Origin of the sequence: Puniceicoccus vermicola (assembly GCF_014230055.1) — a bacterium.
GTDB lineage: Bacteria > Verrucomicrobiota > Verrucomicrobiia > Opitutales > Puniceicoccaceae > Puniceicoccus > Puniceicoccus vermicola.
Genome location: NZ_JACHVA010000101.1, coordinates 57653 through 72655 on the forward strand (window position 1 = coordinate 57653; position 15003 = coordinate 72655).

Consider the following 15003-nt stretch of genomic DNA (forward strand, 5'->3'; position numbering starts at 1 on the left):
CCCTTGATTCTGCTCGATACCCCATGAGAAACTTCCGGAAAGGTCGATTGTCCGTCGCCCGCGCGGATCGTTCTGCGATCCATAGTGGCGGTGGTACGATCTTGGGGTCAAAGAATCCTGGATTTGCTCTGGTCATCGCTCTTTCGTTGATGGCATTCATCGTATTGCTTCTTTTTTCGGTCAGCGTGATGGTCGGTGTGGAGATATCGACGGCTGAGAAGCAGAAATACCGCATTCTTGCCCGCCAGAATGCGCTTCTTGGAGTTCAGGTTGCCATGGGAGACACGCAGGTGGCTCTGGGGCTCGACACGCGGGTGACGGCGACGGCGGCACGGCGTGACTCTGACCCGTATGATGGCGACGACTTGGATGAGACCACAGGAGCATTGATTGTGGATGGTTTGGACCGGGATCGTCAGCAATGGACAGGGGTTTGGGATGCGGCTCGCGATGCTGAGGGATATCCCATGACAACATTCCGTCATTGGCTGGTTTCGGGTTTTTCGAATGATCATGTGTTTGTTGAGGCAGATACGGATACTGGATCGACACCGTTTCAGAATCCACTGGAGATTTTACCCGGGCCGAATCCGGTTACCGTGGGCTTGGAGGAAATTGCATCTCGCGGCGGCTTCGCTTTCTGGGTCGGCGATGAGGGGGTAAAGGCGAAAGTAAATCTGAGTTCCTCTCCGGTGGTGAGCGATTCTTCATCGCCGAGTCGTTTTGGAGTAGGTGCGGTCGATGGTTTCGATTGGTTCGATTCAAACCAATTGACGGAAGTCGGCAGAGTCTTGAATCAGCCCAGTTGGAACCTTTTGGCGATTCGAACCGGTGGACAAGGGGCGGTCGATAGCGTTGCTCAGCGGTTTCATGATGTCACCCCGTACAGCTATGGTGTTTTCGCCAATACGATCGACGGCGGGCTAAAAAAAGATCTGACGACAGCGCTTTTCGATACGACCGACTTCCCGATCGGACAGGTTTTTGGCCCCTTGGCTGATCTAGCCAATCCTCTTGAGGATGTTGGGGGACCGGATTGGGATCAGGTTCGTTCTTGGGTCAATACCTCAACAAATAGCGAGGGTGCTCTTTTGCCGCGCGAGGAGACGCAGACGCAGGCGGGAATTTCTCCGCTGATTGCCGCTTTTCAGATTTACATGGTGCCCGGATGGCGAGTCGTAGATGGCTTGGTAAAGTTAGATCTCTACGCGATGCCGGCTGTGGTGCTTTGGAATCCATACAACGTTCCGATCGGGGCCTCGGACTATGTCGTCGAAGCGGCTTCCATTGTGCCCAAAGGCGTTTCATGGGATATTGATGACGCCTACATTGAAAAAATATGGCAGGGATTGGCCTATTCGTTGAGCCTCGACGAGAATCCTGCGGGTTTAACTACGGATTCCGGTGGAAGCCTTCACATCGGGTCGGTATCATTCGATACTCAGGAGGAATGGGATCATTTTTTCAACGATCCGGCACAGTTTCGATTGGAGGGGGTGGAGTTGGAGCCGGGGGAGGCGGTTGTTTTTACTCCTACCAGCCCTATTCAAGAGTACGATTTGCTCGATCCCCAAGCAACGCTCTCACCCGGGTTTCGGCCGGGATTTGCCTTCAGGATCCCGTTGACGGGGAGAGATTTTGCCTACGACGAGGATTTGCATGACGACAATCCGGATACTTACCCGTTTACGTACCAACTGGTGGTGAAATTGATCAACAATGCGTTGGGCTTGCAGTTGTACAAGGATTCTGTCGCCCCCGGGAATTTATTGCAGACCATGGTCCGCATGGGAAATGGTCCCGAGTGGGATTTGAATTCCGGTTATGTGCAATTGCAGAGAGCCCCGGGAACCGGTCCGATTACGGATCTCAGTTATGGTGCGGGTTTTAAATTGGTCCACAATTATGTCGTGAATCTTCCCTTTTGGAATTCGTCTGGGGCGCGGTCTTTACCGGATTCCTACAAGTGGCTGGCGCACTTCAATCCGAGAGCCGCGCATCACGGGCCGATTCCCGTCGTATTTGAGAAAGGAAACAAGGGAACGCAGGTTAACAAAGTGTCGCCGAATCCTACTTTTTCCGGAAATTTTCTTCGCGGTGATATTTCCAACCATATGCAGCAAGGGTTCAATATTGCCGCAGATGATCAGAGTGTCAGTGTCGGAAGTGACAATAATTATCGAAGTGTTTTATTCCAGGTTTCTCCCGAGCGAGGGGAGCTGCATTCGCTGGGACAACTGTCTCAGGCCTCTCTATTTCGATCGCCTGATGAGAATACGGATTTCAAGTTGTACGATGCCTATGACTACGCCCGGTTTGGAAACCAGCTTCCTGCTTATGCAATCGGGAACGGTCGGGCTTCTCCGATGATCCCGCTGGATCAAACTGAGGTGAACTGGACGACTCGATATCAATACACGAATCCGAACATGAACTTTCTGGGAGTACACCACGACTATTCCTACAAATTGAATGAAGGTCTTTGGGACCGGTACTTCTTCTCGACTTTGGAGGTCGAAGGGGGAGGGTACGAGCCCGGTTTTGATCGATATGTATTGAAAGAATCTCTTTCCCCGCCAGCGACGATGGATGAGGTTGCCGGTAATCTGATGATCGACGGACCCTTCAATGTGAATAGCACCTCGGTGGACGCTTGGAAGGCCTTGCTGGCTTCCTACTATTACGAGGATGTTATTCGGAGTGATGGCACGACCGAGGTGGCCGATCTGGTGGATCCCGAGTCGCCGCTGTTGAGAGTGGACCGGCCGGTTGGAGATGCATTTGATTCAGGGTCCGAAAACTATTATTCGGACAGTGCGTATGATGGATATCGTGTATTGTTGCCGGATGAGATCGATACGCTTGCCGAGAAAATTGTCGAGGAGATCAAACTTCGGGGTCCATTCGCCAGTATGGCGGAGTTTGTGAATCGATCTCCCAACCTGGACCACACGAATCGGTTGGCCGGAGAATCGGTGGATGATTTCCGCCTCCAAGGCCTTCTGAGCCGGGCAATTGAGAAAGCAGAACTAAACGACGAATTGCGTTCTCCCGGGACCCAAACTTCCTACAGTGGAGTCCCTGATCTCATTCCCGAAGTTGAAGAGGGGGATCGGAGCGAAGATCTTCCGGGTTGGTTGAGTCAGTTCGATTTGTTGGCCCGGTTGGGAAGTGTTTTGACCACACGGTCTGACACCTTCCGGGTGCGGGCGTATGGTGAAGTAACCGACCCCTTAACCGGCGCGAAAGTATCGACGGCAGTTTGTGAGGCGGTGATGCAGCGATTGCCGGAATTTGTGGACTCCGTTGGCAATGATCCTGAGGATGATCTCGATTCATTAAACCCGTTCAATGAGAGTTTCGGCAGGCGCTTTGTCGTAGTGGATCTTCGTTGGTTGGAGGACTTGGAAATATGAGAGGTTTTTCGCTGGTTTGCTGTTTTTTGATGTCTTTGGGGATCACGACTGTTCTCTCTGGGCAGAGCGAGTCAGATTCGGTGTCGGTCTCGTTCTATGTATACTTGTGGCCGTCCTACTCGGGGTTTGCCGGAAAGTCTCATGCAAACTTTGAGGAATATAGTGCAGCCGAAGAATTGGGCTCGGGACGAATCCTCAAGGCAAACAAATACAAGTTGCCCCTTTTATATGCCAGTGGAGTCGATGAGGACGGAGTCTTGGAGGATCCGGAACAAGTGGAATTGCGCCTTGGACGACTGTCGGCGTTACAATCGTACTCGGGGCCTGGGACTTTGTATTTCTATCTCCCAAAAAATATGGGGGATGGCGTGGACGGGGCTCCTCAGTCGATCGGGTCGGTCACCTTGGATCCGGCGGTGAAAAAGTTCATTATCTTGCTCATTCGAACGGGGGAGAGCAGCTATCGATTGCTGCCTGTTCCGTACCCTGAAGTGGATGGGGCAGACAAGGTCAATTTTGCTTATAACTTAACGAGCGATTCGATCGGTTGTACCATGGGCGTCGATCATTATCAGTTGGAGCCGATGCAGTCCGTCGTCCTCGACTCGAAGATTGTCGACACGTATTTTGAGATGATCCTGGTGGCCGCTCGGGATTCCGAAGGGAAGTGGGAGCGAAAGCTCAGTCGCAAATATCCTAGAGAGGATGCGGAGGATACTTTGTTTTTGGTGTTTAACCGGGACGGAAATCGGGAGCATTTTGACCTGATGCGAATCAAAATCGGTCGGTAGCTGTTTTTGCGTGGATCGAATCAAGCCTCAGCCGAAAGTCGTCCGGGGCTGAAAATGGGGTTCCGAATCCATGCGCTTGCGGATCAGCTTTTCGAGGAGGTCGGTCTTGGTCTTTTGGTGTTCGGGGTGTGTCCAAAGGTTCTCGTATTGATCGGGGTCATTGCGGAGGTCGTACAGTTCGCCCAAGGAAAATCCTTGGGTGAGGATCAGTTTGTAGGGGGTCGTGACGAGAGTGATCTGATTGAGATGTTCTCGGTTCGGGCGACATTCGACAAGAATGGAGTTCTGAACCTGACCGGTTGCCCCGTTTAGAACGGGGCTCAGATCGTTTCCCTGTAGGTGGGGGTAGCCTTTAACCCGAATGGCAGTTTAAGAGCTCTTGCGAAGATAATCTGGCGATTGGCACGTCGAAAAGAACCCCTCCATCCCGCGTCCGCGGGATCCCCCTCCCCTCCAAGCAGGGGAGGAGTCTCTACTGAAGTTTTCAACTTCCCTCCTACGAGCATATCCTTACACACATTTTTCTCGTCTCTTCGAGTCGACGACAATGCTTATGACAAGGAACTTAGATTGGGTTAAGGTTTTCGCTGGATTCGTGACGGTCCATCGGTGCGCTGAAAGCGCCATTCAAGATTAGCCTCGGGCTACGCCCGAGGATCCCAAAGCAAGAAATGGGCACGCTGAAAGCGTGCTTTAGCGCGTTCATCCGGAGCGATTGAGGTAGGACTTTCAGCCTACCAGCTATCCCATCCGTTTCACCTCGGGCGTCGCCCGAGGCTAGGGTAAATAAGACCTTCGGCCTTAGGAGGGAGCAATCGAACAAAGTCAAACCACAGTGAAATTAGCCTCTCAACCAAAAGTATGTTCAAGACCGTGTTGCTCACCGGATTTGTGTGTAAGGATATGCCTACGAGTAGGAGGGGGGGACCAGCGCCAGCTGGTGGGGTGGTTTCGCGATGCGTAGATATCCTTAAACTGCCATTCGCCTTTGACCCCGGCCAAGCCCAAGTGATCGAAGCGTTGTTGATCGGTCGTAATGAGAAGAATATTGGGCGGTTTCATGTTTGGGGATGGATCGAATGATTGTGCCAAAAGGAAATGTTCGGTTGACAAGTAACTACCATAGGATAGTTGTTGATCGTATTCTTCAATGCAAGCCTATCCCTGATTCCCCTGTATTCTGATTGTCGGATGGGCGAAAACTTCGGTTCTCTCCCGTATTTACCCTCTATGCTCCGCGAATCTTCTTCTTTTATCCGTCGTCCCAACATCGTTTATATCCTCGCGGACGATATGGGCTACGGTGACTTGAGCTGTCTGAACGAAAATGCTGCCGTTCGCACGCCGAACCTGGACCGTATGGCGGCTCGGGGAATGTCGTTTACGGACGCCCATTCGAGTTCGGCAGTCTACACCCCGTCGCGTTATAGTATTCTAACCGGTCGCTACATGGATGACACCTCTCATTTGCCCGCGATCCAGCTTTATGATCTATGGGAGGATATTGGCGAACGGGAAAACGTGCGGGCGGATTTTCCCGAGGTGGAAGAAGAACTGACGAAGCTCTTTTCCCGCTATGTTTTGGAGGACAGAAGCACCCCCGGGGCTCCGCAGCCGGATACGCGGCCATCCCATCGGGAACAGTTGAATTGGGAGATCGAAAGAACCGCTTAAAGCGGAAGCAGAGAAATGAAGAGATTTTTTCGAAAAGGATCCTTGGTCGGTTGGATGCTCGGTGCCGTGTTATCACTAACGGCATTGGGTGACGGAGATGGCACGATTGCCCGGGAGGGCTGGAGTTTCGATCGTTCCGATTTGCACTGGTATGATTGGGCCAAGCCGGAAGAGGCCCGTGAGGAGGGGATTCTGAAAAATGTCATCGGCTGGACCGAGTACGATTTTGAAGTGTCGCAAGATGGGTGGTATGCCCTGTGGTCGGCCGGAATTCCGGCGAGCTGGACTCAAACCATCTATTTAGACGGGGAAAAGATATTCGAACATGTCCAATCTTCGGAGCTCGACCGGGACCCGGAAACCGATCTCTTCAAAGGGGCGAATTTGTGGCTGGAGGAAGGTTCGCATACGATCCGTTTTCATCGGGTCACGTTTCCGGGAGTGCTGCCCAGCCGTTGGGAGCTACGCCCGGGCGATGGCAGGGCGGAGAGTTCGATTCGTATCGCAGATATGGATCGCTATGTCGTGCGCGCCGGGCAACCGCAGATTCTTGCCTTTCTCGGAGGAGGAACGGGAAAGTCGGAAAACTACGAACTGCTCATTCGGAAGAGCGATTCCGACGTGCTCCAGTCGGTCGGAAGTCTTGAGTTTCCAGCTTCGTCCGTTCCCGTCGAAAAGAGCGTTGAAGTGATATTTCCGGAAGAGGCCGCCTACACTCTGCAAGCCCGGTCGGGCGAAACGATTTTACGACCGGGGGACTTGAAAGCCCGGACCTTCATTGCCGTAGATGTTCAGAACCCGCCGCCAGCTCCGGATGAAATGAAATTCCGGAGGGTTGTGGATATCGATTGCTCCGCACCCCCACCCGAATCCGGTTTCTGGGAGAAAGAGGGCGAGACCAAAGTGGTCGAGACCTCTTTCGGGACTTACCGGGAGTCTTCAGGCCTCGGAAACGCGGGGGATGGTCACTGGGGACTCGACGGGTTTTCCTATCGCATACGGCTTCCGGAGGCCAATCGTCTTTACCGACTGCGCGTCGAGTATCCCGACGATGATCGCAGAAGCATGGGCTTTTGGGTCAATGACGGAACTCGGTCGGGAACTGCAGGTGGGACGATTAATACCGGGGGAGTCGAGACCGGAGACCAGTATCCGCTCTCTCACAGTATGAAGGTCCATCAATCCTATTTCTATCCCCGCGATACCGATCATGTCGTCGTAGCCGTTTTAAACTTGGTTCCCTATATGAAAGCGGCGGCAGCGCGAATTCAAATCGATCTCGTCGAGTCCGGTTTGGCGGCGGCTCCTCTCGGTGAAACGAGAGGACGAACCTTTGGGTATTTTTTCGAAGAACCGGGGCGGTGGCTCAAGTTCTTCGGAGGAGGCAAGGATGGCATCTCCGACGACCTATTGACTTTGAATCGATGGGGGCAGTGGAATCGCCATATCGGTGCCAACTTGATGTTTCCGACGATCAATGTGTATCAGGCCAATACGTTTCCCAGCAGCGAGTTGGACGGGTATTTCAGTACGCCGGATAACGAAGTTCGGTTGGCCACTCTAATCGCCGAAAAATACGGTTCGAAGTTCATCCCAGAGTTTCACCTGACCGGGCAGGGATGGTTCGACGCGGAAGTTATGGGAGTCGATCATGAATACGTCGGAGAGGGACGCAATCGAGAATTGGTAATCACCTATGCCTCACCGCGCGCGGAGGAGCGCGTGATTCAGGATAAGGATGGGGACACTCGGTATGCGCGGGAAGCCTTTGTCTATAATGCACTCCATCCGGATGTTCAGGAAAAATACATCAATATATTGGGCGAGTTGGCCGACACTCTGTCGGATACGGAAGCCTTTGCCGGTATTTCCACCCGGATGATGTTTACCTGGCAATGGCAGGGTTGGAACAGCCTTCCTGGCTTAAACTGGGGATACGACGATTGGACGATTTCCGAGTTCGAGAAAGATACCGGGATCCGGGTGCCCGGTGCGGACGGAGACCCGGAGAGATTTCAAGAACGGTTTCGATTTCTCACCGGTGATGCGATGGACGAGTGGATCGAGTGGAGGTGCGACCGGATCTATGATTACCACCAACGGTTGCTGACCCGGATTCGGCAGGCGAAGCCGGATGCCAAGCTCTATTTTCATATTTACGATATGAATCCGAGCGAGTCCTACGGTGATGGAGTAATTGATAACCTGCGGGCCGTGGGAATGGATTGGGAGCGGTACGCGGATGGGGACGAGTTTGTCTTGATGCCGGAGGGAAGTCGTTATGGAAGACGTTTTTCCATGCCGATTTCTGACGCGCGGAAGTTCGAGGTTCAGCACGAAGAGCAGAGTCAGCAGATACAGTCTTCTGGGCTGCGCCCGTACGGTATCTACAGCGAGTATTATGAGGTAAATCGGAATCTCGATTGGTCGCAGTTGGGGGGGAAGCCGTATTCGGCATTTGATGCGAATTTGCCGAGCGGAGTCTATGAACGTGGGATGTATGCCCATGCGATGGCGGAAAACGACACGGCGATGTTCCGCAATGGGGGATCGGGTTGGATTTTCGGAACTCCCGAATTGCTTCAGCCTTTCTTTCGGGAGTTTCGGTCGCTTCCGACCGAGGCCTTCACCCACAGCGAATCGGTCCGGGATCCCGTTGCGCTATGGACTTTGGACGAATATGAAGGAGATTCGTTTTTTTATTTGGTGAACCGACTTCCGGTTGCGGTTGAGGCTCGTGTTCAGGTGGGCGGAAATGATGTCTTTCCGGCTCCGGGTGGAAGTGCCGTGACAACGGTCGATGACGTGCTGACAGTCAAATTGGAGCCGTTCATGATGCGAGCCTATCGCTTCAAGGGCCGTGCCACCGTGGGCGCAGTCGAAGTCGAAGTTCCCGAAGATTTTGTTCTTCGAGTCGAGAGTGTAGTGGATTCTGCGACGGAGATTCGCGACTCTTTGGAGGCGGGCGAGCTGGCTCCGGAGGTAGACGGCCCGACGTTTGAGAAGGCCTTGTATTGCTTGAACGCAGCCATGGATGCCTTTGACGAAGGCCATTACGCGAAAGCCTGGGGGTGGCTGCAGCGGGAAGCTCCGGTGAAAATATTTTACCTGACCGGGCGATATCCCGAAGGAATGTGGGAGCGAAGCGTTCCTCACGGTGTTCATTGGCGCTCAACTGAGGCGGGCGAACTGGAGGTCGTCTTCACCGAAAAGGAGCAGGGGCTTCCTGCGATCTACGATATGGATTTTGGCCCTGATGGATTCCTTTGGATCGCTTCGCCGAACCGTCTGCAGGCGTGGGATCCTGGCGGAAAGTCGATCCGAGAGTTAAGCCTCTTTGCTCCGTATTCTTTTGGAAAAGATCTTCGTTCCCCGACCTTAGATCCGGTGCGTCCCGAGAACGTGACGAGTATTCGAGTGACGCCCGAAAATGAACTTCTCACCCAGTCTGGGAATCAGGAACCTCGCTATTATGACGGGCAGACTGGGAGGATCCTGGCGCAGGAGTACGGAGAGTTCCTGTTACCCGATCGGTGGGCGAAAATTATCGCGGTGCATCCGGATGGACGTGTGGTTCTCAGTTCCGGCGACCGCTCGAAGCCGGAAGTTGCCCTTTACCATCGGGACGGACGTTTGGACCGGGTTCTGGCTTTGGGGAATTGTCTCGGTGGGGAAGTTGTCCCGAATGGTGAGATCTTCCTGTTGTTTGCGGATCGTATCAATGTCTACGATCCGAAAGGAAATCTTTTGACTGCGATTCTCGATGTCTCTCCCGAAGCTCTAGCCGTGTCGGACTCGGGGTTAGCACTGGCACTTTTAACCGCAGGGGGGTGGGAGATACAGCTTCTGCAGTGGGATTCGGGATCGCGCGAGTGGGTGAAGTCCGTAGCGCATCGGTTGCCTCAGAAGGCGATCGATCTCGACCTGAGTCCAGAGGGTAATCTGTTTCTCGCGTTTGAATCCCCCTACGGCGGAGCTCTTGTTCACGAAGTGTCTCTGACATCGACGGAATTTTCATTCGACCGAAAAGTGGTTCCTTTTGTCGAGGAGTCAAAGGGCTTGACGCAGCGGACGCAGATTAAGGAGTTCGAGGAGAATTTGTACTTTGCATCCGGGGGCAAGTTATACCGTTTGAATCCCCGGGATGGTGATAACGCCGAAGTTGTCGTCGATCCTGGTTTCGGAGGAAATCACCCCGAGTTCGAGTCATTTGCTTTCGATGAGGATGGCGATTTGTATTTGGCTTCCCATTGGAACGGATCCGCTCGAGGGGCGAATCTATATTTTTGTGCACGGGATGGTGATCGGTGGAGAGGTCCAGTGTATTTAAATGGCGGCAAGCCCGTGATAGAGGGGCCGCAATACCATCCGACGGACTTGCATCTGAATGAACGAGGCCGCGTCTTGTTGCGGATGAAGAATCCTGGCGAGCGCTGGGGAAATAACTTTTCACTCTACTATTGGAGTCCCGATGCCGAGCCTGAGCTGTTGGTGAACTTGGGCAGTCCGGCCGATGGCGGATTCGGTGTTTTTGATCTTCCGGGGCCGGATCTTTTGCTCGCGGCTGGAAGTACCTTTCAGGTATTGTCTTTGACGGAGAAGGGTGAAGTGAATTGGTCCTCCGAGCGCTTGGTCACAAGCCCTCCTGGATATCAGGATTTCCGTCAGCCCTTAGGAATCTGCCAGGATGGGAAAGGTCGTATCTGGGTGACGGATCCCTCCCGGCACCAGGTAATGCAACTGGATGACCGGGGCCGGATCGTCGAAACCGTGGGTCACTTCGGGAATGGCACGGAAGGATTGGAATTGAATCAACCGTATGGAATCGCGGCAGAAGAGGACGCGCATGGTGTGACCTGGCTCTACATTGCGGATTCCGGAAACCGTCGAATCGTAAAATGGAAAGTCGACTGAACTACCAACCCATGAGTTTTCGATCGATCAATTGCCTGCGGTGCTGCTTCGTATTGGGGACGTTTCTCCTTCCTTTTGTCGGAGTGGCGACCGAATCCGAAGAATTTGTGCTGGAGCGTAGCACGCTCGACTTTGACCGAGGTGAATTGGTCTTGAGCAAAGATCGGTCGGGCGAGCCCAAGGAGATTCCGGAAGACGGGCCCATTCCGAATCAGGATGCCGAGCTGGAGTATGATTTTGAGGTGCCGGAGGACGGATGGTACGTGCTGTCACTCAAAAATATGCCACCGTGGGCTCGCGAGATTTTCGTCGATGATGAGAGGGTCTCGTTGACGGTGGGAAATAGTTTCAAGCGAGCCGCCGAGTTGGCGGGGATTGATGTGAACGAGGTGACGGACGCGGAGTGGGTGAAGGAAGCGAATTTAGTCCTGTCGGAGGGTGCGCACACGCTTCGAATTCAGCGAGTGGGGCGGATGGGGTTTCCCGGCGGGTTTCCCAGTGCGTGGCAAATTCGTTCTGCGGGAGAAACCTCCAGAGACCGATTCTCGGGAGGCTATACTTCCTTTCGGGAGGTTCGACGGGGAGAATCGGTAGAGTTGACGCTTTACGGCGGTGGAGGTGATCGGGAGACGAGTTATGATCTGATCCGGGTCAACTTACTGGACAATCGCAAGGAGGTCATTGATACCATTCGTTTTCCGGCATCGGGTTCTGTTGAAAAGCGGGTTGTCGAGATCCCGTGCCCGGAAGAGGGGGTATTTCAGCTTTTTATCGATAGCGATGATGGCGTTCTGTCTGCTCGGGAATTCACCGAGGGCGTTTACTATGTAATCGATACGAGTTCACGGACCGTTCCGGAATCGGGAGAAACCACAATGACATTGGTCAGTGAGGTTGATTTGGTGGCTCTGACGCTGAATGGAGAGGCTCTTGAGTTAGGAGAAAACTATTGGGAGGGGAATGGAGCTACCCGGATCGTGGATTCTGCGATCGGCACCTATCGAGAGACCAATGATGGACGCGGACCCGATGTGGATCCGAATCCATCTCTTTTCTCCGAAAACTTCTCCGGATTTGCGGTTCTGCTGGATATTCCGGAAGCAGGGGTGCCTTACGTCATCGAAATCGATCATCCGGATGACGCATGGCGTTCCGTCTGCGGTTCAATCCTAGACATGTTCGATTGGGATAAGCAGAAAGGTTACATGCCGCGGGCCTTTGGCTACGAAACGGGTGGAAATCTCCCGCTCAGTAATCAGATGCTGACCGAACGGGTCGTATTTTGGCCGAATGGCAACCAGGTTCACTTAGGGCTAACGAGTAGCCGAATTGGGAAGCGGGCTGCCGCATCCGGGATCCGTCTGTATAGAGTGGAGGGTCCGCTGGTTTCTCAAGGGCAGAATGGTTCGGGTCGTTTGGCGGGAATTTGGATGGAGGAGCACGAGCGGTGGCATGAGCATTTCAACACCCCGCAGGATCTGCCCATGGAGGTTCGGGACTGGATCGGCCTGAATCGGACGATGGAGTGGATTGCCTATCGGGGAATGAATGCTTTTTGGCCAACGGTGGTTGCGTATCAACAGTCGACTTACGACTCGAAAGAACTCAAGGGATATTTGCTCAAGCTAAACAATATGCCGCGCTTGAGTGCCTTGCTCGCGGAAAAGTATGGAGTTTCTTACGTCGCGGAAATTTTTCTGGCCCGGCAGCGATACTTTAATGAGCGGGTGATGATTGAGGGAGTGGAGAACCCCGAGGAATTGTACACAACGGTCTGGTGGGGATACAGCCGGGGAACCTCCGATTCCCAAGGAGGAATGTGGCCGAATTGGAATGTTCTCCATCCTCACGTCCAAGAGAAAATGATCGCCATTTACGGTGAGCTGGCGGATATGCTGGCCGATACGGAATCCTTCACTGGGCTTTCCGGTCGTTTGGATACTTGGCAGTGGGACGGACTTTATGCGCTTTCCAGTTTGAATTGGGGATATGGAGACTGGACGATTCGCCAGTTCGAGGAAGATACGAATGTAGAAGTTCCGGGTAATTCCGACGATCCGGCTCGATTCGAACAACGCTTCCGGTTCCTGACCTCGGATTCCATGCGTCAGCAATGGATTGATTGGCGCAAAGATCGGGTTACCCGTTTCATCGAACGTCTGGCGGAGAGAATTCGCGAAGCGAAGCCGGATGCGGTCCTCTTCCTCTGCGGAGATGGATACACCGATGAGAACCATCGGGCGAGTCTTCCTCTTTCCGTGAGCCAGCGGTTCATTGAGATGGGGATTGATCTGGAGAAACTTCAGGACCATCCGGGCATCGGAATCATGACAACTGCGAATTTCGGTCGAGGGAAGTCTCGAACCTATCTCGCGGATCAGTTGGCGTATGACTCGTTTCTGGATCCCGACTACGTGAACGCCGGGCGTAACTATGTCCGTGGATTCGCCCCTTATGGAGCCTACCAGGAGTGGGGAAAAGAATTCCCGTTTGAGGAGCTCGGAGTCCACTTTAGGAAGAAGCTTCATTACTGCGCGGGATCCGATGCCGCGGGACCTCATCTCCTTGAGCGCTACGCCACCGTGCTGGCCGAACAGGATACCATGTTTTTCCGGACCGGGGGCTATCCGATTCTCTGGGGAGAACAGGATCGCTTCTCTACATGGATGAGGGAGTATGCAGCCTTGCCTCGGGTGCCATTTGATCCTATTAAGGTGGCACGTGACCCGGTTGCGGTTTGGGATCAAAACTACGAGGGGTCCTACTGGTTTTATGCGGTAAACCGGGAGCGCTATCCCGTGACTCTGACGCTGGAATTCGGCACAGAGGAATCTGTCTACCAATTGGGGGCAGACAGAGAGTTTGCCACGGAAAACGGAAAGTTGACTCTGGAACTCGAACCCTTTGCTTTGCGTTCTTTCCGAACTTCGTCAGATGCCAGAATTCAAGCGGCGGTGACTTCGGTTCCGGAGCGCGCAATCAATTGGATTCGTCGCCGCCTAGCCTTCGCTCAGCGTGTAGCCGATCAAATCCAAAAGGGTGTATTTGCCGATAGTATCTCCGCAGACGAACAGAAAGTTTACCGAATCGAATTGGATGCTGCATGGAAAGCGGTAGAGGAACAATCGTGGTGGAGAGCTCGGACCATTTTGACGTCCGCGCCAATGATGGCGATTTATGAACAAGTGGGGCCCTATCCCGAGGATCAGGTGAAGACACAGTTTCCGAATCTCCTGGAATCGTTGCTGACTGATCGATACGCGCCGGACGAACCGTTTTCCGACGCGGAAGCTTTGGTGAAAAGTCTGATCGGAGAAGGGGGTTCCGAAGAATCCGAGTCTTACAATCCTGAATGGAAGTTCGCGCAGGTGGTAAAGAATCTGAGCGATGGGCTTCGTTTCGAAATCGAGATCCCCGCGGCGGGGTTCTATTCCCTTCGTCTAGGGCACGTCGCCGAGGAGAGTGGGGTGGCTCAGGTGAGTATTGGGGGCAGAAACCTACCGGTGCCCGTTCAAATGAGCTCGACGGGAGTTCCCGAGAAAACGATTTTTCCGGAGATTCAGCTAGAATCCGGAGCCGCCGTACTTGAGGTTTCGGGCAACTTTTCATTTGGGGTCTATGCATTGCAGTTGATCCCCAAATTGTCACCGCTGGATACTACGAGATGGTCAACGGTAGCTCCGTTTCAGAGTTTTTGGGTTCCTAGCGGAAAGACCAACGAGAATGTGAAGCGGACAATGGAGAAGCCATATCCGCCCGAGAGAGATCCATCCATCCAGGCGACCTATCGAAACCAAATGGGACAGGAACTTGTCTGGACACAGACTGAGGAGATCGTCGGACGTCACGAAAAGAGTGGTGTCAATTTTGCCCAGCGTAGTGGTTTGACGGGGTATAACGTCGGATTTGCGCAAACTTTCATCTACAGTCCGGAAGAATGTGAGGTTCTCCTCTATCTCGGGTGCGATTGGTGGGCCAACGCTTGGATCAACGGTGACCTGATTGAAACGGACTCTGGTAAAGAATCTTATGAGGAGACTGGTGCATGGTTTCACCGCTGGAAGCCACGAGTGGCCCGGATTCACCTGAACGCAGGTGAGAATCGATTGATGGTCAAGAATCAGGGAGGAAACGCTTGGTGCTGGTTCACCAGCTACATCACGGATCCAGGAGATCTGGAGGTGTCACCGGTGCCATTTGAATAATGA

General features: G+C 53.4%; 7 protein-coding genes. 5 read left to right on the forward strand and 2 right to left on the reverse strand.

The genetic code is table 11. The features are described 5' to 3' along the window. Positions 1 to 23 precede the first annotated feature (23 nt). A complete protein-coding gene (locus H5P30_RS12520) occupies positions 24 to 3416 on the forward strand; it encodes a hypothetical protein (RefSeq protein ID WP_185693265.1) in 3393 nt (1130 codons plus the stop codon). A gap of 29 nt (positions 3417 to 3445) precedes the next feature. After that, complete coding sequence (locus H5P30_RS12525; protein ID WP_185693266.1) at positions 3446 to 4207, forward strand: hypothetical protein; 762 nt, start codon at positions 3446 to 3448, stop codon at positions 4205 to 4207. A 27-nt stretch (positions 4208 to 4234) separates the two neighbouring features. On the opposite strand, the gene H5P30_RS12530 is transcribed toward H5P30_RS12525, so the two are convergent. Beyond that, positions 4235 to 4570: a sulfatase/phosphatase domain-containing protein gene (locus tag H5P30_RS12530; RefSeq protein WP_185693473.1), complete on the reverse strand. Its 336-nt coding sequence runs from the start codon at positions 4568 to 4570 to the stop codon at positions 4235 to 4237. A 486-nt stretch (positions 4571 to 5056) separates the two neighbouring features. Then, the gene (locus tag H5P30_RS12535) at positions 5057 to 5269 is read right to left on the reverse strand and encodes a hypothetical protein (RefSeq protein ID WP_185693267.1); all 213 of its coding nucleotides are present in this window, start codon (positions 5267 to 5269) and stop codon (positions 5057 to 5059) included. Between the two features lie 168 nt (positions 5270 to 5437). On the opposite strand from H5P30_RS12535, the gene H5P30_RS22685 reads away from it, so the two are divergent. From H5P30_RS22685 to H5P30_RS12550, 3 genes are read left to right on the forward strand one after another with little or no spacing between them, the layout of a single operon-like run. Then, positions 5438 to 5881 (forward strand): sulfatase-like hydrolase/transferase, encoded by a 444-nt coding sequence (locus tag H5P30_RS22685; protein WP_246459709.1) that lies wholly within the window; start codon positions 5438 to 5440, stop codon positions 5879 to 5881. A gap of 15 nt (positions 5882 to 5896) precedes the next feature. After that, on the forward strand, positions 5897 to 10795 hold the full coding sequence (locus H5P30_RS12545; RefSeq protein WP_185693269.1) for a hypothetical protein: 4899 nt from the start codon (positions 5897 to 5899) through the stop codon (positions 10793 to 10795). After that, positions 10780 to 15000, forward strand: coding sequence for a family 10 glycosylhydrolase (locus tag H5P30_RS12550; protein ID WP_185693270.1), 4221 nt, complete (start codon positions 10780 to 10782; stop codon positions 14998 to 15000). The genes H5P30_RS12545 and H5P30_RS12550 overlap by 16 nt, the downstream gene beginning before the upstream one ends. The last annotated feature ends 3 nt before the right edge of the window (positions 15001 to 15003 follow it).